This window comes from Amycolatopsis nalaikhensis (assembly GCF_030264295.1).
Taxonomy (GTDB): Bacteria; Actinomycetota; Actinomycetes; order Mycobacteriales; family Pseudonocardiaceae; genus Amycolatopsis; species Amycolatopsis nalaikhensis.
Map to the genome: position 1 here is coordinate 1,003,974 of NZ_CP127173.1, position 24,809 is coordinate 1,028,782.

21 protein-coding genes and 1 pseudogene are annotated in these 24,809 nt (G+C 71.0%); 3 read left to right on the forward strand and 19 right to left on the reverse strand.

Annotated features, from left to right (window positions below):
• The 4 genes from glpX to hxlA are packed head-to-tail and all read right to left on the reverse strand — an operon-like array spanning position 1 to position 4,339.
• Positions 1-942, reverse strand: coding sequence for a class II fructose-bisphosphatase (gene glpX, locus QP939_RS04935; protein WP_285455343.1), 942 nt, complete (start codon positions 940-942; stop codon positions 1-3).
• Positions 943-992: 50 nt separating this feature from the next.
• Complete coding sequence (gene hxlB, locus QP939_RS04940) at positions 993-1,580, reverse strand: 6-phospho-3-hexuloisomerase (RefSeq protein WP_285455344.1); 588 nt, start codon at positions 1,578-1,580, stop codon at positions 993-995.
• Positions 1,577-3,673, reverse strand: coding sequence for a transketolase (gene tkt, locus QP939_RS04945; protein WP_285455345.1), 2,097 nt, complete (start codon positions 3,671-3,673; stop codon positions 1,577-1,579). Before tkt ends, hxlB begins: the two co-directional genes overlap by 4 nt.
• 36 nt (positions 3,674-3,709) lie before the next feature.
• Positions 3,710-4,339, reverse strand: coding sequence for a 3-hexulose-6-phosphate synthase (gene hxlA / locus QP939_RS04950; protein WP_285455346.1), 630 nt, complete (start codon positions 4,337-4,339; stop codon positions 3,710-3,712).
• Positions 4,340-4,507: 168 nt separating this feature from the next.
• Here hxlA and rpe point away from each other — a divergent pair.
• A pseudogene (gene rpe / locus QP939_RS04955) lies at positions 4,508-5,169 on the forward strand (ribulose-phosphate 3-epimerase).
• On the opposite strand, the gene QP939_RS04960 reads toward rpe, so the two are convergent.
• Positions 5,170-6,621, reverse strand: coding sequence for a DNA-binding protein (locus tag QP939_RS04960; protein WP_285455347.1), 1,452 nt, complete (start codon positions 6,619-6,621; stop codon positions 5,170-5,172).
• A gap of 386 nt (positions 6,622-7,007) precedes the next feature.
• On the opposite strand from QP939_RS04960, the gene QP939_RS04965 reads away from it, so the two are divergent.
• Positions 7,008-8,402, forward strand: coding sequence for a DNA-binding protein (locus QP939_RS04965; protein ID WP_285455348.1), 1,395 nt, complete (start codon positions 7,008-7,010; stop codon positions 8,400-8,402).
• Between the two features lie 5 nt (positions 8,403-8,407).
• Here the strand turns inward: QP939_RS04965 and QP939_RS04970 are convergent, their stop codons facing one another.
• The 6 genes from QP939_RS04970 to QP939_RS52370 form a co-directional block, all read right to left on the reverse strand.
• Complete coding sequence (locus QP939_RS04970) at positions 8,408-8,602, reverse strand: recombination activating protein 1 (protein ID WP_285455349.1); 195 nt, start codon at positions 8,600-8,602, stop codon at positions 8,408-8,410.
• Positions 8,603-8,702: 100 nt separating this feature from the next.
• Positions 8,703-10,385: a PQQ-dependent dehydrogenase, methanol/ethanol family gene (locus QP939_RS04975; RefSeq protein ID WP_285455350.1), complete on the reverse strand. Its 1,683-nt coding sequence runs from the start codon at positions 10,383-10,385 to the stop codon at positions 8,703-8,705.
• A gap of 15 nt (positions 10,386-10,400) precedes the next feature.
• Positions 10,401-10,856: an MSMEG_3727 family PQQ-associated protein gene (locus QP939_RS04980; RefSeq protein WP_285455351.1), complete on the reverse strand. Its 456-nt coding sequence runs from the start codon at positions 10,854-10,856 to the stop codon at positions 10,401-10,403.
• Positions 10,857-11,081: 225 nt separating this feature from the next.
• A complete protein-coding gene (katG, locus tag QP939_RS04985; RefSeq protein ID WP_285455352.1) occupies positions 11,082-13,316 on the reverse strand; it encodes a catalase/peroxidase HPI in 2,235 nt (744 codons plus the stop codon).
• A 22-nt stretch (positions 13,317-13,338) separates the two neighbouring features.
• The gene (locus QP939_RS04990) at positions 13,339-13,887 is read right to left on the reverse strand and encodes a manganese efflux pump MntP (RefSeq protein WP_285455353.1); all 549 of its coding nucleotides are present in this window, start codon (positions 13,885-13,887) and stop codon (positions 13,339-13,341) included.
• A gap of 164 nt (positions 13,888-14,051) precedes the next feature.
• Entirely contained in the window at positions 14,052-14,126 is a 75-nt protein-coding gene (locus QP939_RS52370) for a pyrroloquinoline quinone precursor peptide PqqA (RefSeq protein ID WP_491307209.1), read from the reverse strand.
• A gap of 328 nt (positions 14,127-14,454) precedes the next feature.
• Here QP939_RS52370 and QP939_RS04995 point away from each other — a divergent pair, with 328 nt between their 5' ends.
• On the forward strand, positions 14,455-14,916 hold the full coding sequence (locus tag QP939_RS04995; RefSeq protein WP_285455354.1) for a ribose-5-phosphate isomerase: 462 nt from the start codon (positions 14,455-14,457) through the stop codon (positions 14,914-14,916).
• A gap of 85 nt (positions 14,917-15,001) precedes the next feature.
• Here the strand turns inward: QP939_RS04995 and QP939_RS05000 are convergent, their stop codons facing one another.
• The 8 genes from QP939_RS05000 to pqqB form a co-directional block, all read right to left on the reverse strand.
• Complete coding sequence (locus QP939_RS05000) at positions 15,002-15,970, reverse strand: HAD-IIA family hydrolase (protein ID WP_285455355.1); 969 nt, start codon at positions 15,968-15,970, stop codon at positions 15,002-15,004.
• Entirely contained in the window at positions 15,967-16,911 is a 945-nt protein-coding gene (locus tag QP939_RS05005) for a fructose-bisphosphatase class II (protein ID WP_285455356.1), read from the reverse strand. The genes QP939_RS05000 and QP939_RS05005 overlap by 4 nt, the downstream gene beginning before the upstream one ends.
• Positions 16,912-17,005: 94 nt before the next feature.
• A complete protein-coding gene (locus QP939_RS05010; RefSeq protein ID WP_285455357.1) occupies positions 17,006-17,983 on the reverse strand; it encodes a class I fructose-bisphosphate aldolase in 978 nt (325 codons plus the stop codon).
• Positions 17,984-18,010: 27 nt separating this feature from the next.
• A complete protein-coding gene (locus QP939_RS05015) occupies positions 18,011-19,051 on the reverse strand; it encodes a LysR substrate-binding domain-containing protein (RefSeq protein WP_285455358.1) in 1,041 nt (346 codons plus the stop codon).
• A 204-nt stretch (positions 19,052-19,255) separates the two neighbouring features.
• Positions 19,256-22,840, reverse strand: a complete 3,585-nt coding sequence (gene pepN, locus QP939_RS05020) for an aminopeptidase N (protein ID WP_352250390.1) — start codon at positions 22,838-22,840, stop codon at positions 19,256-19,258.
• Entirely contained in the window at positions 22,837-23,112 is a 276-nt protein-coding gene (gene pqqD, locus QP939_RS05030; RefSeq protein WP_285455360.1) for a pyrroloquinoline quinone biosynthesis peptide chaperone PqqD, read from the reverse strand. The genes pepN and pqqD overlap by 4 nt, the downstream gene beginning before the upstream one ends.
• On the reverse strand, positions 23,112-23,807 hold the full coding sequence (gene pqqC / locus QP939_RS05035; protein ID WP_285455362.1) for a pyrroloquinoline-quinone synthase PqqC: 696 nt from the start codon (positions 23,805-23,807) through the stop codon (positions 23,112-23,114). The genes pqqD and pqqC overlap by 1 nt, the downstream gene beginning before the upstream one ends.
• Positions 23,804-24,712, reverse strand: coding sequence for a pyrroloquinoline quinone biosynthesis protein PqqB (gene pqqB / locus QP939_RS05040; protein WP_285459654.1), 909 nt, complete (start codon positions 24,710-24,712; stop codon positions 23,804-23,806). The genes pqqC and pqqB overlap by 4 nt, the downstream gene beginning before the upstream one ends.
• Positions 24,713-24,809 lie beyond the last annotated feature (97 nt).

Here is a 24,809-nt window from a genome sequence, read left to right on the forward strand (position 1 = left end):
TCATGCGAAGGTCGTGTGGGTGATGTGGCGGATCTCGCCGCGGGAGATCAGCAGCGATTCGGCGACGGTCGTGCCGCCGACGGTCCGCGGCCGCCCGAGCAGGGGCCCGCCGTTGACGCCGGTGGCGACGAAGAACGCCTCGCCGGCCACGAGCTCGTCGCAGTCGTAGATGCGCTCGAGGGACATCCCCGCCGCGCGGATGGCGTCCGCTTCCTCGTCGCGTTGCGGGGCCAGGCGGCCGAGCATCCCGCCGCCCAGCGCCCGCACCGCCGCGGCCGTCATGACGCCCTCCGGGGTGCCGCCGACGCCGAGCAGGAGGTCGATGTCGAGCGTCGGCAGCAGCACGGCCAGGCTCCCGCCGACGTCGCCGCCCGCGGGGGTCTGCACCGCCGCGCCCGCCTGCAGCACCCGGGCGATCAGCTCCTTGTGCCGCGGCTTGTCCATGATCATCACGCGCAGGTCGCCGACCTCCTTGCCGAGCGCCTTGGCGACCTTGGCCAGGGTGTGCTCGGGCGGGTCGTCGAGGTCGATGACGTCCTTGGCCGCCGGCGGCACCACGATCTTGTCCATGTAGAACCCGGGTCCGGGCGACCAGAACGTGCCGGACTCGCCGAACGCGATCGTGGCCAGCGAGCCGGGCAGGTCCCGGGCGCAGAAGGACGTGCCTTCCAGCGGGTCGACGGCGATGTCGAAGTCGGGTCCGTGCCCGGTGCCGACGACTTCGCCGTTGAACAGCATCGGGGCGTCGTCCTTCTCCCCCTCCCCGATCACCACGGTGCCCCGGCCCGGCGCGTCGGCCAAGGCCGCGCGCATGGCCGTGGTCGCCGCCGCGTCGGCCGCTTTCTGGTCCTCGCGGCCCACCCAGGCGTAGCTGGCCAATGCGGCGCTGCGCGTGGCCGCCAGCGCCACCGCTTCCAACGTGCTGATATCGGCGGCCTGCATCTCGGGCTCCTCTGCCTGGAAGTGAGTCGGGGAAGGGGGAAAAGGGGCGTCTACTCGAGGTTCGCGTGCAGGCGCCACAGGTCGCGGGCCTGGCTGCCGCCGGTCTTCCACAGCGTGTGGAACAGCGCGTCGGTGATCAGCAGGACGGACTGCTCGAACAGGCTGCCCGCGTACTGGACGGACGCGGTGCCGTCGAAGTCCTGCTTGTCCGCGGCCGGCACGATGAGCACCTCGGTCGCGATCTTCGCCAGCGGCGAGTCGGCCGCCGTGGTCAGCGCGATCACGTCCGCCCGCTGGTCACGAGCCGTCTGCGCGGCCCGCACCACCCGGCCCGTGGTGCCCGAGCCCGACGCCGCGACCAGGACGTCCCGCTCGCCGATCGCCGGGGCGGTCACCTCGCCGACGACGTGGGTGGGCAGGCCGAGGTGCATGAACCGCATCGCGGCCATCTGCAGGGCGAGCCCGCTGCGCCCGGTGCCGATGGTGAACACCTTGGGCGCCTTGAGCAGCAGCGCGCCGGCCCGCACCCAGGCCGCCGACTGGACGCCGGCCCGCACCCGGTCGACCTCGCCGACGACCGCGCGGGTGGCGTCGGTGAACAGCGCCGGGTCGAGCTCCTTCGAAACCGTTTTGGTCACCGCGATTTCCTCTCGCTGCGCCGGGCCGCTTCGACGACGGCCTCGGTGGTGATGCCGAACTCCTTGAACAGGGTTTTGAAGTCCGCCGAAGCACCGAAGTGCTCCAGCGACACGATTTCGCCCGCGTCACCGGCGAACCGGTGCCACGGCTGCGCGACGCCCGCCTCGACGACCACCCGCGCGCGCACCGCCGGCGGCAGCACCTCGTCGCGGTAGGCCTGGTCCTGCCGGTCGAACCACTCGACACACGGCATCGACACGACCCGGGCCGCGATCCCTTCGGCCGCCAGGACCTTCCGGGCCTCGACGGCCAGCTGGACCTCGGACCCGGTGCCGATCAGGATGACGTCCGGGACGCCCGCCGAGTCGGCCAGGACGTAGCCGCCGCGGGCGACCCCCTCTGCAGACGTGCCCTCGAGCGTCGGGACGTTCTGGCGGGTGAGCGCCAGCCCCGCCGGGGAGGTGGTGTCCTCCAGCACCGCCTTCCAGGCGTGGGCCGTCTCGTTCGCGTCCGCCGGGCGCACCACCGACAGGCCGGGGATGGCCCGCAGCGACGCCAGCTGCTCGACCGGCTGGTGGGTCGGGCCGTCCTCGCCGAGGCCGATCGAGTCGTGCGTCCACACGTAGACGACCGGCAGCCGCATCAGCGCCGCCAGGCGCACGGCCGGGCGCATGTAGTCGCTGAAGATGAGGAACGTCCCGCCGTAGGGCCGGGTCCCGCCGTGCAGCGCGATCCCGTTGAGGATCGAGCCCATCGCGTGCTCGCGGATGCCGAAGTGCAGCGTCCGCCCGTACGGCTGGGCCGTCCAGGCCTCGGTGGAGATCGAGGCCGGGCCGAACGAGTCCGCGCCCTTGATCGTGGTGTTGTTGCTCTCGGCCAGGTCCGCGGACCCGCCCCAGAGCTCCGGCAGCACCTCGCCGAGCTTGGCCAGGACCGCGGCGGACGCCTTGCGCGTCGCCACTCCTCCCTCGTCCGGCGTCCACGTCGGCAGGTCGTCGGCCCACCCGGCGGGCAGTTCGCGGCGGCTCAGCCGGTCCAGCAAAGCCTTGCGCTCCGGGTTGGCCTGTGCCCAGGCGTCGAACTCCAGCTGCCACTTCTCGCGGTCGGCGCGGCCGCGCTCGGCCACTTCGCGGGTGTGGCGCAGGACGTCTTCGTCGACCTGGAAGCTGCGCCGCGGGTCCAGCCCGACGGCCTGCTTGACCGCGGCCAGCTCCTCGGCGCCCAGCGCGGCGCCGTGCACCTTGCCGGTGTTCATCTTGGTCGGCGCCGGGTAGCCGATCACGGTGCGCAGCACGATGAGCGTCGGCCGGGTGGTCTCGGCCTTCGCCTGCTCGATCGCGGTCAGGAACCCGGCCACGTCCTCGCCGCCGTCGACGGTGAGGACGTGCCAGCCGTACGCCTCGTACCGCTTGGCGGTGTCCTCCGACAACGCGATGCGGGTGTCGTCCTCGATGGAGATCTCGTTGCTGTCGTAGATCACCGTGAGGTTGCCCAGCTGCTGCGTGCCGGCCAGCGACGACGCCTCGGACGTGACACCTTCCTCGATGTCGCCGTCCGAGGCGATCACGTAGACGTGGTGGTCGAACACGCTCTTGCCGGGCTCGGCGTCCGGGTCGAACAGCCCGCGCTCGCGGCGAGCGGCCATGGCCATCCCGACCGCGTTGGCCAGGCCCTGACCCAGCGGGCCGGTCGTGGTCTCCACGCCGTCGGTGTGCCCGTACTCCGGGTGGCCGGGGGTCAGGGAACCCCAGGTGCGCAACGCCTTCAGGTCGTCGAGCTCCAGGCCGTAGCCGGACAGGAACAGCTGGATGTACAGCGTCAGGCTGGAATGCCCGGCGGACAGCACGAACCGGTCCCGGCCGAGCCACCGCGCGTCGCCGGGGTCGTGCCGCATGACCCGCTGGAACAGCGCGTAGGCGACGGGCGCGAGGCTCATGGCCGTGCCGGGGTGCCCGCTCCCGCACTGCTCGACCGCGTCCGCGGCCAGCACGCGGGCGGTGTCGATCGCGCGCTGGTCCACTTCGGACCAGTCGGCGGGGAGCCGCCGGGTGGTCAGGCGGGCGACCTCGTCAGCGGAGTGGTTCGGTGGCATGGGAGTGGGCTCCTGGGTTCGCCGGGTGGGGTGGGGTCAGCGGGTGGCGTGCTTCTTCAGTTCGGCCGCGGCGGCGCCGGGGTCGGTGGCGTTGTAGATGGCGCCACCGGCGACGGCGACCACAGCACCGGCCTCACGCACGGCGCCGATGGTGTCGACCTTCACGCCACCGGCGATCGAGAACGGCACACCCGCCAGGCGGCCGTCTTCGAGCAACTGCTGGATGCTGTAACCCGGCCGGGCCTGCTCGTCCAGCCCCGCGTGAATCTCCACAAAGGAGACACCCAGCTTCGCGACCTCGCGGATGCGGGCGACCCGGCCGTCGACGACACCGATCATGTCGGCCACGACCTGCTTGCCGTACTTCCGACCGGCCGCGACCGCACCGCGGATCGTGTCGTCGTCCACCGTGCCCATCACCGTGACCAAGTCCGCGCCCGCCTCGAACGCGAGCCCGGCCTCCAGCTCACCGGCGTCAGCGGTCTTCAGGTCGGCGAAGACGAGCTTGTCGGGGTGGGCGGCCTTGATGGCGCTCACCGCGGCGATGCCGGCGGATTTCACCAGCGGGGTCCCGAGTTCGAGGATGTCGACGTGCTCGGACACCTGGTTGGCCAGGGTCAACGCCGAGGGAAGGTCCAGAACGTCCAAAGCCACCTGCAGCTGCACGGCAATTCTCCTCATCGGTGCGGGATCGCTTGTGCCACAACCATCACCCGGCCACCCGGACCCCGGCAACACCCCCGCACATGCGAAACGGCAATCCCCCGATACGCAGTACCGATAGCCACGCACCGGCCCCCGCGGCCGTACGCTCGGGGTGTGTCGAAAAAGCCTTTGATCGCCCCGTCCATCCTGTCCGCCGACTTCGCCCGGCTCGCCGACGAAGTGGCCGCCGTGCAAGGGAAACGCGGCGCCGACTGGCTGCACGTGGACGTCATGGACGCGCACTTCGTGCCGAACCTGACCCTGGGCCTGCCGGTCGTCCAGTCGCTGCTCGCCACCACGGACCTGCCGCTGGACTGCCACCTGATGATCGAGAAACCGGACCACTGGGCCATCGCGTACGCGGAAGCGGGCTCCTACAACGTCACCGTGCACGTCGAGGCCGCCGAGGACCCGGTGATGCTCGCGAAGAACCTGCGCGCCGCGGGTGCCAAGGCGGGGCTGGCCATCAAGCCGGGCACGCCGCTGGAGCCCTACGTCGACGTGCTCAAGCATTACGACACCCTGCTCGTGATGTCCGTGGAACCCGGCTTCGGCGGCCAGAAGTTCATGGCCGACGTCCTCGGCAAGGTGCGCCGGGCGCGGAGCTCGTCGACACCGGCCACCTGAACCTGGTGGTGGAGATCGACGGCGGCATCAACGCGGACACGATCGAGCAGGCGGCCGAGGCCGGCGTCGACTGCTTCGTCGCCGGCTCGGCCGTCTACTCGGCCGCGGACCCGGCGCGGGCCGTGGAAGGCCTGCGCCGCCAGGTGGAAGCCGTCTCCGGCTGATCAGACGCCGAGCATGCGCCGCAGATCCGGGGCGTGCCGGCGGGAAACGGGCACGAACTCGTGGTCGCGGGAGTCCATGATCAGGAACAGCTCGCCCTTGATGCCCCGCTCGATCTCCGCCACCCGCCGCAGGTTGACCAGGAACCGCCGGTGCACCCGGCGGAACCCGAAGGACGTCAGCAGCCGCTCGACGTTCTCCAGGCCGCGGGTGGCGGCCTGGATCCGGCCGCGTTCGGTGACGAGCCAGACGATGTTCCGGTCGGCCTCGGCGTAGCGGATCTCCGACGGGGCCAGCAGGACCAGCCGGTCCTTGCGCATCCCGATGACGCACCGCGGCAGCGGCCCGATCGCGTCGTCGGCGCTCCCTTCGTAGGGTTCGCCTTCCTGCACGCCGAACGCGCACAGCATGCCGACCACGTGGTTGGAGTCCACAACGGACCGCAGGGTCAGCGGCGTGTCCTCTTCGCCGGGGCACACCGGCAACCGCGCGTAGCCGCTCCACTCCGCGTTGCCCTGGGCCCGTTCCTTGGCCCACCGCACCACTTCCGGCAGCCCGGCGATGTCCGGGATCCAGCGCTCGGCGGGTTCCGTCGCGCCGGCGACGATCGGGGTTTCGCCCGCCAGCCCGAGCATCGCGACGGCGGCCTCGTTGGCGGCGATCACGTTCCCGCCGCGGTCCATCGCCATGAACGAACCGCTGGCCGTCGCGCACTTCTTGGTGAACTCGCCGATCACCTTGTCGGCTTCGTAGATGGCGCGCCGGTAGATCTCCTGCTCCACGCAGGCGACAGCTTTCGTCAGCCACGGCGGCACGAGCTTCGACAGCGACGCGTTCCACCGCGAGATGTTGATCGAGGCGACCGGGGCGCCGGTCACCACGTCGCGGATCGACACCCCGGCGCACGCCCACTGGTGGAACGCCTGGCACCAGTGTTCCGGCCCGGTCACCGTCACCGGGCCGGACACCTCGAGCGACGTGCCCATCCCGTTCGTGCCGGTGGCTTCCTCCGACCAGGACGACCACGGCGCGAGGTTGTGCAGCTCGGCGCGCCGCAACGCGGTGGGGTCGCCCCAGGCGCCGAGGACGCGTCCGTCCCCGTCCGTCACCGTGACAACGGCGCCATCGCGCTCGACTTCCTGCCCGGCCAGGGCACCGAGGCCGCCGAGAGACGTGTAGATGACACCGTTGTCGAGCCGCTGGGCCTCTTCGCCGCGGGCGCCCGGCGCGACGTCCAGCGTGCGGTCGACCTCGTACCGGTCGCGGCACCGGTACCAGGAAGCCAGGATCTCCGGCCGCACGCCCGTCTCGATGTCTTCGCCCGCGGCGAAGTTCTCCCACGCGCGGGCCACTTCCTTCGCCGACGAGGTGGCCACGAGGGAGCCGCCGGGCACGCGGTCACGCCCGCTGGGGCGGCTCGGCGCGATCACCAGCGGTGGCACTCTCCCCGTCATCGCGACCTCCTTGTCGCCACGTGCACCGGCGTTTCCTCGCTACCGCCGGACACTGAAAGCCGTCACAAAGTAACTCGACGCCGTGAGCCATTTCAAGACATGTTCACGACGTTCAGCCACATCGCTGTAGAACTACCCGATCGGACAGGTAGCCAGGGAGAACCACCCGATCCGCCCGGAAAACGAGGGTAGGACGGGAACCCTCCGGCGCTCCACCGCTACCGCTGGTGGGCCTCCGGCCGCCGCCCGTCATCGCCGCACGACCGTTCGTGGGGCGTTCACCCACGGTCATCACACGCCGCTTGCCCCCGCCCGGGCGCGGAGTTTAGCTTGCGACGAAGCCAAATCGCCGTGCCACCGGCCCGGCAGACCGAAGGTGGTCTCCCATGGCACAGGTACGCCGGCTCGAACCGAGCCCGGCCCGCCGTGGCGAAACGACGGTGTTCAAAGCGTGGGAACGGTTCGCGCGGGGTGAAGACGACCTCAGCGGCGTGCGTCCCGAGATCGCGATCTCCTGGCACCGCTGCCGCGACCAGTACCGGGTCGACCCGAGCCTCGCCGAAGCCCCGGCCGCGGTCGCGGAGGTCGGCCACGCGCTCGAGCACGACGTCGTGTTCGCCGAACTCGGCTTCCGCGCCGCTTCGCTGGTGCACGAGGTCGGCCCGCTCGGCGGCATCGTGACCATCACCGACGGCACCGGCCGGGTGCTGGCCCAGTGGGGCGACCCGGCCACCCGCGCGGTCGCCGCCGAGGCCAACCTGGCGCCGTGGTTCTGCTGGGCCGAGGGCGCCACCGGCACGAACGGCATGGGGACCGCGCTGATGTCGTACACCCCGGTGCTGATCCGCGGGGCCGAGCACTGGTGCCAGGCCTTCCACGACTGGACCTGCGCGGGGGTGGCGGTCCGGGACGTGGTGACGCGGAAACCGGTGGCGGTGCTCAACATCTCCTGCTGGCGCGGCGACCTGCCCGCGAGCGTGGGCTCCTGGCTCGGCAACGTCGCCACGATGACCCAGCGCATCCTGCGCCAGCACGCGAAGGACGACGGCGCCGAACTGATCGCCGCCTTCAACCACGCCCGGTCGGCTTCGCGGGCGCCGCTCGCGGTCGTGGACCCCGCCGGCCGGGTCGTGCTCGCCGACGACACCGCGGGCGTGCTGCTCGGCATCCCGGGCTCCACGCCGGCCCCGGATCCCGCCGTGCGGTGGAAACCGGAGCTGCCGGAGTTCATCCGGGCCGCCATGTACGCCTGCGAGCAGGCGGCACGCAACCCGGACTGGGCGGGCTCGACGCAGATCCTCACCCGCCTGGCCGCCGAACCGACGTCGATCAGCTTCCGGCCGGTGTTCCTGGCCGGGCACCTGATCGGCAACGTCGTCTCGTTCGGGGTCACCGAAGGGGATCCGCTCCCCCGGTCCGGCGACGATGTCCCGCTGCGGGGGCAGCCGCACCGGATGGTCGCCACGCGCGACAACCGCATGGTCCTGTTGCGGCTGCCCGAAGTCGCCTTCGCGCAGTCGGACGGCAACGACGTGTGGCTGTCCACCGACCAGGGACTGCTGCGCGCCGCCTCGCCGGGCCTCGACCGGCTCGAAACCGAGCTGGGCGACGCCGGGTTCCTGCGGGTGCACCGGCAGTACGTGGTGAACCTCAGCCGGATCCGCGAGGTCGAGCGCCGGTACAAGGGCGAGCTGTTCCTGGTCATGGACGACCAGGCGCAGACCATGGTCCCGGTGTCCCGCCGGAACGCCCCGACCGTGCGCCGCGCGCTGGAGATCTGACCCGCTCAGCCGTCGTAGCGGTGCACGCCGCAGACGCAGTACATGAGACGGCACTCGAAGCACGCGGGCTTGCCGACACACGTGATGCAGGGCCCGCACTCCACGGGCTCGGTGTGCCGCGCGACCTCGTCCGGTCCGTAACGCTCTCCGCAGTACAGGCACGGCAGCCGCTCCACTTCGGACGTCGATGGCTGGCTCATCGGATCACCTTTCCCTCGCCGACGACGAAACGCCGAAACCGGTGGCCGAGTCGCCGGAACGACTCGACCACCGGTCGGCACTACCCGGAAAATCCTCCGGTCACAGGGAGAACACGATCAGCGAAGCACCGTGACCCTGCGCGGACAGGCCGGGGACGATGCCCTCGAGCCAGCCACCCCAGCCGACCGGCACGGCGATGTGCTGCTTGCCGTCGACGGTGAAGGTGCTCGGGCTGCTGTGGTGCCCGCTGCCGCACTGGAAGCTCCAGAGCTTCTCGCCGGTCTCGGCGTTCAGCGCCAGGAACTCACCCGCCGGCGTGCCGGCGAACACGAGGTTCCCCGCGGTGCTGAGCGTCGAGGCGGCCATCGGCATGTTGTCGAGCCGGTGGCGCCACTTCTCCTCACCGTGGGAGTCGAACGCGCTGACCGACCCGGCCATGTTGTCGATGTCGACCTCGACCGCGGCACCCCAGTAGGGCATGCCTTCCTTGAACTCGCGGCGCCGCCGGGTGGCGGTGGCGCCCACGTCGGCGACCGGGACGTAGAACAGGTCGTGGTCCGGGTTGTACGACGCGTGCGTCCATTCCTTCGCACCGGCCGGGCCGGGGAAGAAGTGGCAGGGCTCGCCTTCCTTGTCCGGGTACTTCCGCGGGGTCACCTTGCCGTCGCGGGTGATGACGCCCCAGTCGATCCGGTCGACGAACGGCGTGACGTGCTGCAGCTCGCCGTTGGTGCGGTCCAGGACGAACATGTACCCGTTCTTGTCGAAGTGGGCCAGCAGCTTCTTGCCGTCCCGCTCGAACAGGGTCATCTCCATCGTGGAGTCGTAGTCCCACAGGTCGTGCGGGGTGAACTGGTAGTGCCACTTGATCTCGCCCGTGTCGACGTCCAGCGCGACGACGCTGTCGGTGTAGAGGTTGTCGCCCTCGCGCACCTCGCCGTCGAAGTCGGGCGCCGGGTTGCCGGTGCCGGCGTAGTAGAGGTTCAGCTCCGGGTCGAACGTGCCGGTGACCCAGTGGTTCGCGCCACCGCGCTGCCAGGCCTCACCGTCGGCGGGCCAGGTCTCCGAACCGGGCTCGCCCGGCTTCGGCACGGTGTAGGTGCGCCAGCGCTGCTCGCCGGTCTCCAGGTCCCAGCAGTCGATGTGGCCGCGGACGCCGTACTCGCCACCGGCGGACCCGGTGATGAGCGTGTCCTTGATGACCAGCGGCGCGATCGAGGCGCTCTCGCCCGCGCGCACGTCGCCGATGGTCTTCTGCCAGACCTTCTTCCCGGTGGTGGCGTCGAGCGCGACCAGCTGGGCGTTCTGGGTCACCATGTAGACCTTGCCGTTCGCCACCGCGCAGCCGCGGTTGACGTTGGCGCAGCACAGGGTGACGTCGATCGGGATGGCGTGCTTGTAGCGCCACAGCTGCTCGCCGGTCTTGGCGTCCAGCGCCCACAGCCAGCCGTCCCAGCCGGTGACGAACATGACGCCGTCGACGACCAGCGGGCAGGCCTCGAACGCGTAGGTCGAGGTCGAGGCGATCATGCCGGTCGCGCTCGCCTGGAAGATCCAGGCGACCTTGAGGTTCTTGACGTTGTCTACGTTGATCTGGTCCAGCAGGCTGTGGCGCTTGCCGTCGTAGTCACCGTAGTAGGTGATCCAGTTGTCCTTCTCGCTGCGCGCCTTGAGGATGCGGTCGTAGTTCACGCCGCGCGTGACGTCCGGCGCGCGGTGCGGCAGGTTGGACAGCTGACTGTGGTTGAACGCCTTGCCGGCGTCGACGTATTCGAGGGTCATCGGTGGTCTGCCTTCCTACGGCCGCGGCTGGGCGGGTCGGTCGAGCTTGGCTTCCGGCGGCACTTCGCCGGTCACGACGATGGCGGCCTGCAGGCCCCGGCCCTCGTCGTTGCCGGCCGGGGAGCCGTACCAGTAGCAGCCGGGGCCGTCGAGCTCGAGCGTCGCGGTGCCCTTGGAGTGGTTCAGCAGGCCGATGAACTGCCGCTCGCCGTTGCTGGGCAGCAAGCAGGCGTGGGTGTTCTTGTCGTCGTTGATGATCGTCAGCTCGAGGATGCCGCCGTGCGGCAGAATCAGCACGCCCGGCTCCCACGCCATGGCGTCCTCCGGGATCCGGATGGTCGCCTCCATCGTCCCGTCGGGACGCTCGGTCGCCTTGGCGATCGTGCCCGTGCCGAGCACGGCCCCGATGGTCGCCCTGTTCTGCCCGCCGAGTTCGGCCAGGAGGTCTTCGCGTTCCTGGGCGATCGTCATCGGACATCACCTCCTCATCGTTGAGAAATGGGTGTTTCGACCCGCATTCGCGAAAATGATCCGCGTACGCGAAACGTCGTCATCGCAGGGCCCGCGGTTCTGGTTTTCCCTTGCCCTGCAACGCTTCTGACTCTACATCCGGTCCGCGAGTTCCGGAATCCGTCACCACAAATCGATCCCGGTCCGCCGTTCGCCCGGCGGGAGGTACCGTTCGTGGAAAGCACTTCAACCGAGATCGAATCGGTCGAGTTCCATCACCTTCACCCACGCGGCGGCGAAGTCGCGGACGAACTTCCCGTCCGCGTCCGCACTCGCGTAGACCTCGGAGATCGCCCGCAGTTCGGAGTTCGACCCGAACAGCAAGTCCACCCGGCTGGCGAGCCACCGCGGTTCGCCGGTGGTCCGGTCGCGGCCTTCGTAGCGCGTCGTCCAGGGGTGCCCGCCGGGGCGGGGTGTCCACTCTGTACTCATGTCCAGCAGGTTGACGAAGAAGTCGTTCGTCAACGTGCCCGGCGCCCGCGTCAGCACCCCCAGCGGGGAGCCGCGGTGGTTGGCGCCGAGCACCCGCAGCCCGCCGATCAGCACGGTCGTTTCGGGCGCGCTCAACGTCAGCAGGCTCGCCCGGTCGACCAGCAGGTGTTCCGGTGGCAGGCGGAACCCGTCGCCGAGGTAGTTGCGGAAGCCGTCCGCCGTGGGCCGCAACGCGTCGAACCACTCGACGTCCGTCCACTCCTGGGTCGCGTCGGTGCGCCCGGGCCGGAACGGGACTTCGATGTCGTGACCGGCGGCCGCGGCCGCGTGTTCCACCGCGGCGCACCCGCCGAGCACGATCAGGTCGGCCAGCGAAATCCGTTTGCCGCCGCCTTGTGAGGCGTTGAACCGTTCCTGGATCCCTTGCAGCGCGGGGAGAACGAAGTCCAGCTGGGCGGGTTCGTTGACCGCCCAGCCGCGCTGCGGCTCGAGCCGGATCCGCGCGCCGTTCGCCCCGCCGCGCTTGTCGCTGTCGCGATAGGTCGAAGCCGAGGCCCACGCCGTGGCGACGAGCTGCGCGATCGTCAAGCCGGAACCGAGGATTTCCCGTTTGAGGGCCGCGACGTCGGCGGCGTCAACGAGTTCGTGGTCCACGTCCGGCACCGGGTCCTGCCAGATCAGCCGTTCCGCCGGGACGAGCGGTCCCAGGTACCGCTGGATCGGGCCCATGTCGAGGTGGGTCAGCTTGAACCAGGCCCGCGCGAACGCGTCCTCGAACTGGTCCGGGTGCTCCAGGAACCGGCGCGAAATCGCTTCGTAGGCCCGGTCTTCCTGCAGCGAGAGGTCGGTGGTGAGCATGACGGGGTGGTGTTTCTCGTCCGGGTCGAAGGGGTCCGGGACGGTGCCCTCGCCCCCGCCGTCGCGCGGAATCCACTGCCACAGCCCGGCCGGGCTAAGCTCGACGTCCCATTCGTACTCGAAGAGCGTCTCGAAGAAAGTGTGGTCCCACTGGACGGGCGTCCGGGTCCACATCCCTTCCAGCCCGCTGGTGACGACGTCGGCCGCGATGCCGCTGCCGTGCCCGCCCGCCCAGCCGAGGCCCTGCGCGGTGAGCGGCGCGCCTTCCGGTTCGGGGCCGCAGACCAGGTTCGGGTCCGCGGGACCGTGCGTCTTGCCGAAGGTGTGGCCGCCCGCGATGAGGGCGACGGTTTCCTCGTCGTTCAGCCCCATCCGCTTGAAGGTCTCCCGGATGTCGCGGGCGGCGAGCCGGGGGTCGGGGTTGGTCGCCGGGCCCTGCGGGTCGACGTAGATCAGGCCCATCTCGGCGGCCGCCAGCGGCTGGTCGAGCTCGCGCAAGCCGCTGTAGCGCTCTTCGGCCAGCCACTTGCGTTCCGGGCCCCAGTACGTCTCGTCGGGCTCCCACACTTCGGTGCGGCCGCCACCGAACCCGAAGGTCTTGAAGCCCATCGACTCCAGGGCCCGGTTGCCCGCGAAGACCATCAGGTCGGCCCAGGAGATCCTGGCCCCGTACTTCTTCTTCACTGGCCACAGCAAACGTCGCGCCTTGTCGAGGTTCCGGTTGTCCGGCCAGCTGTTCAGCGGGGCGAAGCGCTGCATCCCGGCGCCCGCGCCGCCCCGGCCGTCGCTGACGCGGTAGGTGCCCGCGGCGTGCCAGGCCATCCGCAGCACGAGCGGGCCGTAGTGCCCGAAGTCGGCGGGCCACCAGTCCTGCGACGTCGTCAGCACGGCGTCGATGTCGCGGGCGACTTCGTCGAGGTCCAGGGTCGCGAACTGCGCGGCGTAGTCGAAGTCCGGGCCGAGCGGATCGGACTCGGGTTGCTTGCGCCGCAAGGCTTTCAGGTCGACCCGCTCCGGCCACCAGTCGATCCCGCCGGCCGCCGCCGGGTGCGGGTTGCGGCGCCGGCCGCCCGGCTCGGCCAGGACTTGGTCGTAGGTGCGGTAGACGTGGGTGTCGGGATTCTCGGGCATCGGTGTCCTCCCGGCGCGCGGGTCAGCCGAAGACGAGCGGCAGCAGGATCGCCGCGCCGAGCAGCGAAATCCCGCTGAAGAGATCGGATCGGATGCGCACGACCTTGGCCGCCATCCGGCCGACGAACAGGCCGGCGAACGACATGACCACGGTCATGGCGCCGAACGTCAGCATCGGGACGACCAGGGAGAACCCGGCGATCCCGAGCCCGGCGCCCGCGATGAAGTTGTCGAGGGTCAGCGTGAGCGGCATGCCGAAGAGCGTCACCCACGGGTGGTCCATGTCCTCGGGCTCCGGCTTCCGGATCGCGCCGACGATGAAGTACACGCCGTACAGCCCCAGCGCGGCGGCTCCGATGTACTCCGCCGTGTCACCGAGGAAGTCACCCAGGTAGTGGCCGAGGACGCCGCCCAGCAGCGGGCCCACCGCGTCCCACACGCCGAAGACGAGCGCGACCTGCACGGCGCGCCGCCAGCCGAAGGGGATGGTGCCGATGGCGATCGACGAGCGGAAGTTGTCGAGGCTGAGCCCGAAGGCGAGGGCGAGCAGCGGAAGGAATTCGAGTGTCACTTCAACCACCTCGTGAGGATGACCAGGTGGCACAAGGCCCCGGCCCGGGCGGGTCCGGGAGCCGGGGCCTTGCGCCGACACGGGCGTAGTCCGGTCGCGGATTTCGCCTCATCCGCCGCGGCTACGGGAGAATCGAACGACACGGGCCGTGCGGCCCGGCTTCGTCAGCCCCGGTAGAAGTAACCGGTGGCCTCAGCGCACACCTCGACGACCGTGTACTCCGGAGTTTCCCACTTCATGTTTTGCTCCTCCTGTCGACTGTGCCCGGTTACCGGGCGAAAACCGGACATCCGTGCGCCGCGCAACTCCGAGGACATCTTCCCGAAATCTCGCGGCCACGAACGAGCATCCGGCGCCCGGCGGACCGGGGGCAACCGACCGTCAACCAGTGGTCGGCAACCGGTGCCGAACGGCGCCGGGACGCCGACGAGTGGGACGGGCCACACCACGGGCGGGCGGGCGGCCCGGCGGCCCCGCCGCGCGACCATAAGAAAAGCCAAGGGGCCCGAAAGCAAACACAATGGCCGGCGGCCGGTATTCGCGCGAATGCGGACCTAGGCTTCCGGCGTGCGAATCTACCTCGGCTCCGATCACGCCGGTCTCGAACTCAAAGACCATTTCGTCAAACGGCTCACCGGACTCGGCCACGAAGTGACCGACGTCGGCCCGCACGCCTACGACGCGGACGACGATTACCCGCCGTACTGCGTCGAAGCGGCCCGGCGCGTGGTCGCCGACGAGGGCAGCCTCGGCCTGGTCATCGGCGGTTCCGGCAACGGTGAGCAGATCGCCGCGAACAAGGTGCCCGGCGCCCGCGCCGCGCTGGTGTGGAACGTCGAGACGGCGTTGCTGGCCCGGCGGCACAACAACGCGCAGCTGGCCGCCGTCGGCGCCCGGATGCATACGGTCGAGGAGGCCGAGCGGATCGTGGACGCGTTCCTCGCGGCCGAGTTCGAGGGTGGACGTCACCAGCGCCGGATCGGCCTGCTGGCGGAGTACGAGCGCACGGGTGTCCCGCCCGCCCTGTGACGCCACCGCCACCGCCGTCGTGAGTGTTTAGGGCGGTTAGAACCGCCCTAAACACTCACGACAAGGCGAGCCGCGGCCAACCGCGTCATTGTTGCGGGACCAGGCGTTGCTCGATGCCGTCCCACAGTGCGGCGTCGTCGGAGACCGCGCGGCCCGCGTCGAGGGCGGCCCAGGCCGAGGCGACCACGGACCGGAGGGACTCGGCGTGGTCGCCGATGTCCCGGCCCCGGGGAACCGCGTCGCGCAGGGGCAGCAACGGCTCGAGCAGGCCGCGCAGGTCTCCGGCCACGTACGTCGGACGTGCGGCGGGCTCGGCGAAAACCAGGTCGCGCAGCCGCGAAGACCCGCTCAGGACGAACAGCGAGTCGAGACCGGCCGCGTTGGCCCCTTCGATGTCGGTGCCCAGCAGGTCCCCGCACACCAGGGTGTCCGGGCGGTCGGTGCCGAGCCGTTCCCGGGCCAGGTCGAACAACGCGGCCTTCGGCTTGCCGACCACGTGCGGCGACGCGCTGGTCGCCGTCCGGACCAGGGCGACCAGCGCGCCGTTGCCCGGCGCGCGCCCGGACGGCGTCGGCAGGGTGAGGTCGACGTTCGTGGCCACCCACGGGACCCCCGCTTCGGCCAGGTGCCCCACCGCCGCCAGCTCGGTCCAGGTGACGTCGGCGCCCAGGCCCTGGACGACGGCTTCGACGAGCGTGGCGTCCAGGTCCGCGACGCGCACCGGGGTCAGCCCGGCTTCTTCGAGCGCCTTGGCGACCCCCGGCCCGCCCACCGCGCAGACCCGAGCGCCCGGCGCCAGCCGCTGGGCCAGGTACGCGGCGGCGGCCTGCGAGCTGTTGACCACCGACCACGCCTCGCCGTCGACGCCGAGTTCGCGCAGGTGCTTCCCGACGTCTTCGGGCGGGCGGGAGGCGTTGTTGGTCGCGAACACGACCGGCAGCTCCACCCGGTTCAGCGTCTCGACCGCGTGGGGCACGGCCAGCGGGCCGCGGTAGACGACGCCGTCGAGGTCGCAGATCAGGCCGCGGTACCGCGTGCCGAGCGGGGCCGTCATGCGAACCGGTGCTCGGACTTGACCACGCGCACGGTGTCCGGCTTCGAGCTCAGCACCATGGACTGCGTGGTGCTGCGGCCCGCGTGGTACTGGACCCCGCGCAGCAGCTCGTTGGTGGTGACGCCGGTGGCGCAGAACAGGACGTGCTCGCTTCGCACCAGGTCGCCGACGTGGAAGACCTTGTCGGCGCCCTCGGACTCCAGCCGCGTCTGCAGCGCTCCGCCCAGGCAGGACAGGGCGGCCGCGGCGATGACCCCCTCCGCCGCTCCCCCGGTGCCCAGCAGCAGGTCGATCGCGCTCTCGGGCCGCGCCGCCGCGATGGCCCCGGCGATTTCGCCGCCCTCCAGCAAGTGCACACGCGCGCCGGCGTCGTGGATCTCCTGTGCGAGCTGCCGGTGCCGCGACCGGTTGAGCACCGCGACCACCACGTCCGACACCCGGACGTCCTTGATCTCGGCGACCGCGCGCACGTTCTCCGCCACCGGCCGGGTGATGTCGACGACGCCGGCGCAGTCGGCTCCGACGGCCAGCTTCTCCATGACGGCGTCCGGCGGCGGTTCGTACAGCGCCCCGCGCTCGGCCACCGCGATCGCGGACAGCGACCGCGTCACGTCCTTGACCGCCGACAGGGCGCCGTCCCCCACGCTGAGGGCGACGTCGCACTCGGGCCCGTCGCCGAACCCGACTTCCGCGCCCCGGAACAGGATCGGCGTGACGTCCTTCTCGCCTTCGCCGACCACCACGGTGCCGCGCATGAGCACGGACGCGAGGTGGTCGTGCAGCGCGACGGCCGCGGCGGTCCGCGGGCTGGCCGGGCGGCGGAGGACGTCCCGGCAGCCCGCAGCGATCGCGGCGGCCTCGGTCACCCGCACGAGTTCGAGGGCGAGCGCCTGGTCGGGTCTCCGGGAAACCGTGGCGGGGGCCCATTCCTGAGTACTCATCACGCTCACTTCGCTCGCACGGGCGGGTGGAAACCGCGAACGGCCGGGCCGGGGCCACCACTGGATGGGCCCGGCCGCCCGCGGCGGATCGGGGTCAGCGCGCGGCGAAGTTCGCCACCGCTCGCTCGGACAGCGCCTGCTGCGCGGCGGTCCAGTTGTTGTCGTCGCCGCGCCAGGTCTCCAGCGCGGGCCCGACGAGCGCCCGGCCGAAGGAGAAGGTGAGCTCCCAGGGCAGCGGGCCGAGCTTCTGCATCGCGCCGAGGTGCTGCGTCGCCAGCTCGGGGCGTTGCCCGCCGGAGAGGAACGCGATGCCCGGCACGGCCGACGGCACGGTCGCCCGCAGCGTCTCGACGGTGGCCTCGGCGACCTCCTCGACCGACGGCCGCTCCCCGCTGCCGGAGCCGGCGACCACCATGTTGGGCTTGAGGACGATGCCGTCGAGCTGCACCCGCATCAGGTCCAGCTCCTCGAACAGCACCTCCAGCACCGCGGCGCTGACCTCCTGGCACCGCGCCAGCGAGTGGTCGCCGTCCATCAGGACCTCGGGCTCGACGATCGGCACCAGGCCGCCTTCCTGGCACAGCCCGGCGTAGCGCGCCAGCGCGTGCACGTTGGCGTGCACCGCGCGGTCGGACGGCGCGTCGGGGCCGATGTTGATCACCGCGCGCCACTTCGCGAAGGTCGCGCCGCCCTTCACGTAGTCCGCGACGCGTTCGCGCAGCCCGTCGAGCCCTTCGGTGATCTTCTCCGACGGCGATCCGGCCAGCGGCTTCGCGCCGGTGTCCACCTTGATCCCGGCGAGGATCCCGATGTCGTCGAGGTACTGCGGGAACGTGCGGCCGTCGGTCAGCTTCTGGTGGAACGTCTCGTCCGCCAGGATGACGCCGCTGATCGACTCGGCGAGCTGGGGCGTGGTGACGATCAGCTCGCGGTACACCCGGCGGTTCTCGGCGCTCGCCTTGACGCCGACCTGCTCCAGCCGGGCCGACATCGTCCCGATGCTCTCGTCGGCGGCGAGGATGCCGCGGCGGTCGGACACCATGGTCCTGGCGATCTTGTTCAAGGCAGACACTGTCGTTGCTCCTCCTGCGTTCGGCGCTCAGGCGATGGATTCGTGGACGTCCATCGCCAAGCTGGGTTTGCGCGGCCGTGTCCGCTTGCGCGAGCCGGCGTCTCTGGTCTTCTGCCCCGGCACGAAGACGGGCACCGGAGAGCCTTTCGACGCGGCGATTTCCACGAGTTCGCTCGCGTACTCCGGGAGTCCCCGGTGTTCGCTCCACGCCGCGTAAATGGGTTTGGCGGGCATTTCCTGGTCGACGGCCACCAGGTGCAGCCGTCCTTCCGCGAGCTCGGACCGCACGGTGGAGACGTTCAGCACCGTCACCCGCCTGCTGGTCGCGACCGCCTGCTTGATCGCGGAAGTGGACGGGAACTCGACGTAGCTCTCCGGCGCCCCCTCGGTGCCGAGCAGCTCGTCGGTGAACTCGCGGAGCCCGGAGCCGCGCTCGCGCAGCACCAGGGGCGCGGCCGCCAGCTCCGGCACGGTCAACGGGGTGCTCCGCACCGCCCACGGGTGCCGGGAACCGACCACCACGGCCAGCTTGTCGTCGCAGATGTAGCGCGTCACCAGGTCGTCGCGCAGCTGCTGCCGTCCCTCGCCGCCCGCCCGGCACCAGCCGTCGATGAACGCGAGGTCGACGTGGCCCGTCCGGATCAGCCGGCGCAGCGCGTCGACGTCCCCGGTGCGCACCTCGACCCTGGCCTCGCCGAACGAGAACCCGGAGCGGTTGAGCCACTCCGGGATCAGGTGCTCGGCGATCGCCGGGCTGCCGGCGATCCGCAGCCGTTTCGCTTCGGAAGACCGTGCCCCGGAACCGAACTCCAGCAGTTCCCGCGCCGCCTGCATGACGTTGCGGGCGTACTTCGCCAGCATTTCCCCGTCTTCGGTGAGCTTCGACCCCGCGGGCGAGCGCTCCAGCAGCCGCAGCCCGAGCCGGCGTTCCATCGCGCTGATCCGGATGCTGGCCGCCGGCTGGGAAAGGCTGTGCGCCTGCGCGGCTTTGCCGACACTGCCGTAACTCTCGACCGACAGCAGCAAATCGAGGTCGGCGAGCTGAGGCATCTTGGACGGAAGAACCATGGTTTTTCACCCTCTCGCTCGGACCGGCGACTCGCGGTATTCAGCGAGATTGCCCGGGGTGATCGGCGGGGTCAATCGGCCTGGCACGAAAGCACGGCACTCGCGCACGAACGGCAGGCACTGGGCCATTTGCGGGAAGGTCCGGGATTTTCGCGGCCGTGATCGGGCTCACGTTCCCTTTCGTGGCACCGCGGGTGCCGTTCGTCACGGCCGGAGCGCCGCTCGTTTTCCGTCGGCCGCTGGGAGTTCCGCGGCGTCGCGGGCGCGGGCCGCCCGCAGGACCAGCAGCTCGGCGCGTTCCTCCTGGACGACCTTGCGCACACCGTCCGAAAGCGACTCGCTCTCGAGCAGATCGCCGGTGGCCGCCAAGACGTGCTCTTCGGCGTCGGTGAACCGAGGGTAGAGCCCCCTGGCGAACGCGAGCGCGAACTCGGGCCGCGCGTCCGCCATGGACTCCAGGGCGCGCAGGTAACGGTCAGCGTACGGCGTGAGCACCGCTTCCTGCCCCGGTTGCCGGAATCCCGCCATGACGGCCTTCTTCTCCGCGAGCGAAAGACCGTCACCGGACAACCACGTCCACGCTTGTTCTTTCGCGGCCGGCGTGGGACGCGCGGCTTCGGCCTGAAGAGCGTTGCGCCGTCCGCTGTCCCCGGGATCGGCGTCGCGCGCGATGCCGAGCAGCCCGTCGATGTCGCCGCCGGTCGCCGCGAGCCGGACCAACGCGCGCCACCGCAGGTCCCGGTCCACTTCCAGCTCCGCCCACGGCGACCGCCCGCAGACGATCTCGCTCAACAGCCCGTGATCCGCGACGGCGCCGACGAGCGCCCGCGCGAGAACGAGTTGCCGGTCACTGCCCAGGACCGCGCCCGCCAGGCGCTCGCGCACTCGGTGTGCCAGGGTGGATTCCGAGGCACCGTAGGCGTGCACGGCGGTCACCGCGCGTTCCAGCAGCGTCTCCAGGACGCCGTCGGTCTCCCGCGGTCCGTGCGTGAGCACGGCGGACGCGTAGCTGCGCGCGGGCAGCCGCGCGTCGAGGACGTCGTCCCACAGCGCGCCCCACACGACCGCTCGCACCCGCGCGTCCTCCACTGTGGACAGACTGCGCAACGCCGCCACCCGGGACCGCGGGTCCAGCCGGACCTTGACGTGGCACCCGGCGTCGGCGTTGGGCACCACGAGATCCGGCGAGCCGAACTCGCCGAGGTCGGCTTCGTACCGGCGCGGTGTCAGCCGGACGTGCGCGTCGTGCCGCGGCAGCAGCCTGCCGTCGAGCTCGTCGAACGCCGCGATCCGCAGGGGCAGGTGGCGCGGCGGGACGTCCGGGTCCGGCAGCTGCCGCACCCGGTCGTGGAGCACCTCGACCGTGTTGACGCCGGGGCGCAACAGCCACTCGGCCACCCAGCGGTCGACGTCTTCGTCCGATCCGGACCGCAGCGCGGCCACGAAGTCCTCGAGCGTGGCGTTGCCCCACGCGTGGGTCCGCAGGTACTTTCGCACCCCGGCGTAGAAATTCTCCCAGCCGAGGCGTCCGGCCAGGTCGTACAACACGGCCGCGCCGCGCTTGTAGACGATCGGGCCGAAGTTCACCCGCGCCGCCTCGGTGTCGGGGGTGTCGACCCGGATCGCGTGGCTGGTGGGCAGCCGGTCGGCGTGCCGGGCCACCGGCAGGGCGTGGTGCGCGTACGCGGTCCAGCCCTCGCCGAACCGCGTGACCGCCGGCTGCGCGACGACCGAGATCAGCTCGGCGAACGCCTCGTTCAGCCACAGGTCGTCCCACCAGCGCAGGGTCACGTGGTCGCCGAACCACATGTGCGCCATTTCGTGCAGCAGCACCTCGGCGCGCCGCCGCCGCTTGTCCTCGGTGACACGGTGGGAGAACAGGAACCGCTCGTTGAGCGTCACGCAGCCCGGGTGCTCCATGCCGCCGAACGCGTACTCCGGCGCGAAGACGTGGTCGTACTTGGCGAACGGGTACGGGAGGGCGAACAACCGGCCGAAGTGGTCGAGGCCGCGGCCGACCACCTCGAAGATCTCGGGGGCGTCCGCGGTGAGGTCTTCGAAGAGCGAACCGCGCGCGTACAACGCCAGCGGCAGTCCGCGGTGGTTCGAGGCGACCCGGCGGAACGGACCGGCGGCGAACGCCACCAGGTACGGCGGCAGCGGCGGGGTCTCCTCGAACCGCCAGACCGGCCCGGACGTCACGGGGTCGGTGTTGGCGACCACCACCCAGTCGTCCTCGGCGGTGACGGTCAGCTCGACCGAAGCTTTCACGTCGGGCTGGTCGAAGCAGGCGAACACGTGGTGCGCCGCGAAGGGCTCGAACTTCGTGTGCAGGTAGACGTTCCCGTCGAGCGGGTCGCGGAACCGGTGCAGCCCTTCGCCGGTGCTCGAATACGGCGCGGACCCGTGCACCCGGACAATGTTCTCGCCCGGGCGCACGGCGAGCCGGACGCGCGCCCCCTCGTGCGCGTCCGGCTCGAGCTCGCGGCCGTTGCACTCGACCGACTCGACGTCCCCCGCGAAGTCCAGGAAGACCGGCCGGTTCCCGGTGCGGGCCCGGAAGCGGACCACGGTGCTCGTCCCGAACTCCCGGTCCCCCGCGGTCAGGTCGAGGCTCACCGCGTACCGGACGTGCGAGACCTCGGCCGACCGGGCCGCGGCCTCGTCCCGCGTCAGGGTCATCGTCCTCGCGCCGGCACCGTCGGCCTGCGGTAACGGAGCTTCCCCGCCCGTGCCGGCGTCCTCCTGGTTCGCCCGCACGAGCGCGTCCTGCACCAGGTGGTGATCCGGCGAGTGCTGGCACACCGGGTCGGTCCGGCTCGCGTCCCCGGTCAAGGCGAAGGCCTGGCACCGGCACCCGCCGAAGTCCAGCTCCTTGCGCGGGCAGCTGCGGCACGGATCCGGCATCCACTCCGTGCCTCGGTACGCCTCGAACGCGGGCGACTTCGTCCAGATCCACGCGAGGTCGTGCTCGCGCACGGAGGCGAACTCCATCGTCGTGATCTCCGCGGCGACCGGGCACGGGTAGACCACCCCGTCCGGGGCGACGGTCAGCGCCGTCTGCGCCCAGCCGCCCATGCACGGCTTCGGGTACGGCTCGTAGTAGTCCGGCAGGATCCAGAGCAGCTCCAGTCGCCCGGCCAGCTCGGCCTTCCGGCGTTCGTAGACGCCGACCGCCGCGTCCAGCTGGACCTTGCTCGGCATCAGCAGCTCGCGGTTGCGCAGCGCCCAGCCGTAGTACTGGGCGTTGGCCAGCTCCAGCCGCTCGGCGCCCCAGCCGACGCAGACGTCGATGATCGCGTCCAGCCGGTCCAGGTTCAGCCGGTGCAGGACGACGTTCATGTTCAGCGGCAGCCCGGCGTCGCGGATGATCCGCGCGGCCGCTTCCTTCTTGTCGAACCGCTTGCTCGCCGCGACCAGGTCCGTCGACTCGGCCGCGTCGCCCTGGATGCTCAGCTGGGCGCTGTTGAGCCCGGCGGTGACGAGCGATTCCGCGCGGCTTTCGGTGAGCCCGAGCCCGCTGGTGATCAGGTTCGTGTACAGGCCGAGGCGGCGGCACTCGCGGACCAGCATCTCGAGATCCCCGCGGACGAGCGGTTCCCCGCCCGAGAAGTGGACCTGCACGACGCCGAGCTCGGCCGCCTGGCCGAGCACCCGCAGCCAGTCCTCGGTGCCGAGCTCGTCCTCGCGTTCGAGCAACGCCAAGGGGTTCGAGCAGTAGACGCAGTGCAGCGGGCACCGGTGGGTGACCTCGGCCAGCAGGCCGAACGGTTGCGGCGGGCCGGTCACGTGACCACCACCCAGCCCCGCCCGGTGGCGTCCTCGAGGAACGAGATGACGTCGTTGGTGAGGTCGGTCGCCTCGAAGTCGCGCTCGAGCTGCTCGACCAGCTGCCGCACGTTCCGGCTGCCGTCGCACAGGCCGAGGATCGCCGCCCCGGACTTGTTCAGCAGCACGACGCGTTCCGGCAGCAGGAGCAGCTCGACGTCGCGGACGCTGTCGTGCTTGAGCATCGCCTTGGTCGCCAGCCGCGGGGTCGCGGTCAGATCGCCGGTGTCCATCACGAACTCTTGCCGTAGGCGAGTTCGACGGCGTCGAGCAGGCTCCAGAGCACGTCGCACTTGAACTCCAGCGCCCGCGCGCACGCGTCCTGCTGCTCGCGCGTCTTCGCGTGGTTCAGCACGAGTTCGAGCAAGTGCGCGATGTCCTTGGGCTGCTGGGTGAGCCGCGCCTGGAAGTACTCCAGGCCCGCCGGCCCGACCCACGGGTAGTGGCGCCGGACGTCGACGATCCGCCTGCTGAGCAGGTCCGGCGCGAACAACTCGGTGAGCGCCGACGCCACGGACTCCAGCCACGGCTGCCGGCGGCAGAAGTCCACGTAGGCGTCGACGGCGAAGCGCACGCCGGGCAGCACGGTGTCGTAGTCGAAGAGCTGCTCACGGGTCAGGCCGACGGCTTCGCCGAGCCGGACCCACTTCTCGATCCCGCCTTCGGCACCGGTGCGCCCGTCGTGGTCGATGATGCGCTGGATCCACCGGCGCCGGTCGTCCCGCCCGGGCAGCTTGGTGAGGATGAACGCGTCCTTCTTCGGCAGGTTCACCTGGTAGTAGAAGCGGTTGCGCACCCACCCCCGGAATTCCTCCTCGGTCAGCGAGCCCGCGTGCATCCGCTCGTTGAACGGGTGCAGATGGTGGTACCGCTTCTCCCCGATCGACCGCAGCCGCGCTTCGAATTCCTCCGCGGACCAGGCGTTCATACTTCCACCTCCAATCCGGCTCGACCGACCTCGATGCCCAGGCTCGCGAGCCACTGCCGCTCCGGGGACTGTTCGTCGAGGATCGGGTTCGTGTTGTTGATGTGCGTGTAGATCTTCCGTTTCGCCGGAAGGGCGGCCAGCGAGCGAGCGGAGCCGTCGGGACCGCCGACGGGCATGTGCCCCATCGACCGCCCGGTCCGGCTTCCCGCGCCCTGGCACGACATTTCGTCGTCGGTCCAGAAGGTGCCGTCGACGAACACGCAGTCGGCCGACGCGACCTGCCAGGCGAACTTCCCGTCCCACCGGGGCAACGTCGGCGCGTACACCACGGTCCCGCCCGTGACGGTGTCTTCGAGGCGGAAGCCGATCTCCCACTCCGCCGAGTCGCCGAGCGGCGAGTGCCGCGCGCGCCCGACGTAACGCGGGGCTTTGGAGCCGGTCAGGAACGGCGTGGCGACCAGCCGTTCGTCCAGCTCCACGGGTTCGCCGATGCCGAGGCGGGACCAGGAGATGTTCGCGTAGTCACTGAGCAGCTCGCGGACCGGGAACCACGAAGTCAACGCCGTCAGCACGGGTTCGGTCCCGTACACCGCCAGCGTCGACTCCTCGCGCAGCATGAGCAGGCCGATCGTGTGGTCGAACTCCGCGTCGGTCAGGAGCACCCCGGCCACCGGCGTCGCGCGGATCTCCGGCCCCGGGTGCAACGCCGGATCCGCCGCGATCTGGTGGTGGACGTCCGGGGTAGCGTTCAGCAGGAACCACTTCTCACCGGTTCCGGACACGGCGATCCCGGCGTGCATCGACGCGGTTTCGGGCTTGGCGCGGGCCTTCCGGCACCCCGCGCAAGCGCAGTTCCACTGCGGATATCCCCCGCCGGCCGCGACTCCGAGGCAATGGACGAACACGGCGCTCAACGCCCGGGTGCGGGGCGGGCCGTGCCCGCCGCGGAATCAGGTGCCTCGCACCGCATGGCGTCCTCCCTGGCCTGGTCGGCTTGTCCGC

Bases quoted from the DNA above. Each gene is read 5' to 3' on its own strand.
- QP939_RS04980 (WP_285455351.1), bottom strand. From the start codon at position 10,856: ATGACGATCGCCCAGGAACGCGAAGACCTCCTGGCCGAACTCGGCGGG.
- QP939_RS05000 (WP_285455355.1), bottom strand. From the start codon at position 15,970: ATGACGGCCCCGCTCGGCACGCGGTACCGCGGCCTGATCTGCGACCTC.
- QP939_RS04970 (WP_285455349.1), bottom strand. From the start codon at position 8,602: ATGAGCCAGCCATCGACGTCCGAAGTGGAGCGGCTGCCGTGCCTGTAC.
- QP939_RS05005 (WP_285455356.1), bottom strand. From the start codon at position 16,911: ATGAGTACTCAGGAATGGGCCCCCGCCACGGTTTCCCGGAGACCCGAC.
- glpX (WP_285455343.1), bottom strand. From the start codon at position 942: ATGCAGGCCGCCGATATCAGCACGTTGGAAGCGGTGGCGCTGGCGGCC.
- QP939_RS05015 (WP_285455358.1), bottom strand. From the start codon at position 19,051: ATGGTTCTTCCGTCCAAGATGCCTCAGCTCGCCGACCTCGATTTGCTG.
- QP939_RS04965 (WP_285455348.1), top strand. From the start codon at position 7,008: ATGGCACAGGTACGCCGGCTCGAACCGAGCCCGGCCCGCCGTGGCGAA.
- tkt (WP_285455345.1), bottom strand. From the start codon at position 3,673: ATGCCACCGAACCACTCCGCTGACGAGGTCGCCCGCCTGACCACCCGG.
- QP939_RS04960 (WP_285455347.1), bottom strand. From the start codon at position 6,621: ATGACGGGGAGAGTGCCACCGCTGGTGATCGCGCCGAGCCGCCCCAGC.
- QP939_RS04975 (WP_285455350.1), bottom strand. From the start codon at position 10,385: ATGACCCTCGAATACGTCGACGCCGGCAAGGCGTTCAACCACAGTCAG.
- katG (WP_285455352.1), bottom strand. From the start codon at position 13,316: ATGCCCGAGAATCCCGACACCCACGTCTACCGCACCTACGACCAAGTC.
- pqqD (WP_285455360.1), bottom strand. From the start codon at position 23,112: ATGGACACCGGCGATCTGACCGCGACCCCGCGGCTGGCGACCAAGGCG.
- pqqC (WP_285455362.1), bottom strand. From the start codon at position 23,807: ATGAACGCCTGGTCCGCGGAGGAATTCGAAGCGCGGCTGCGGTCGATC.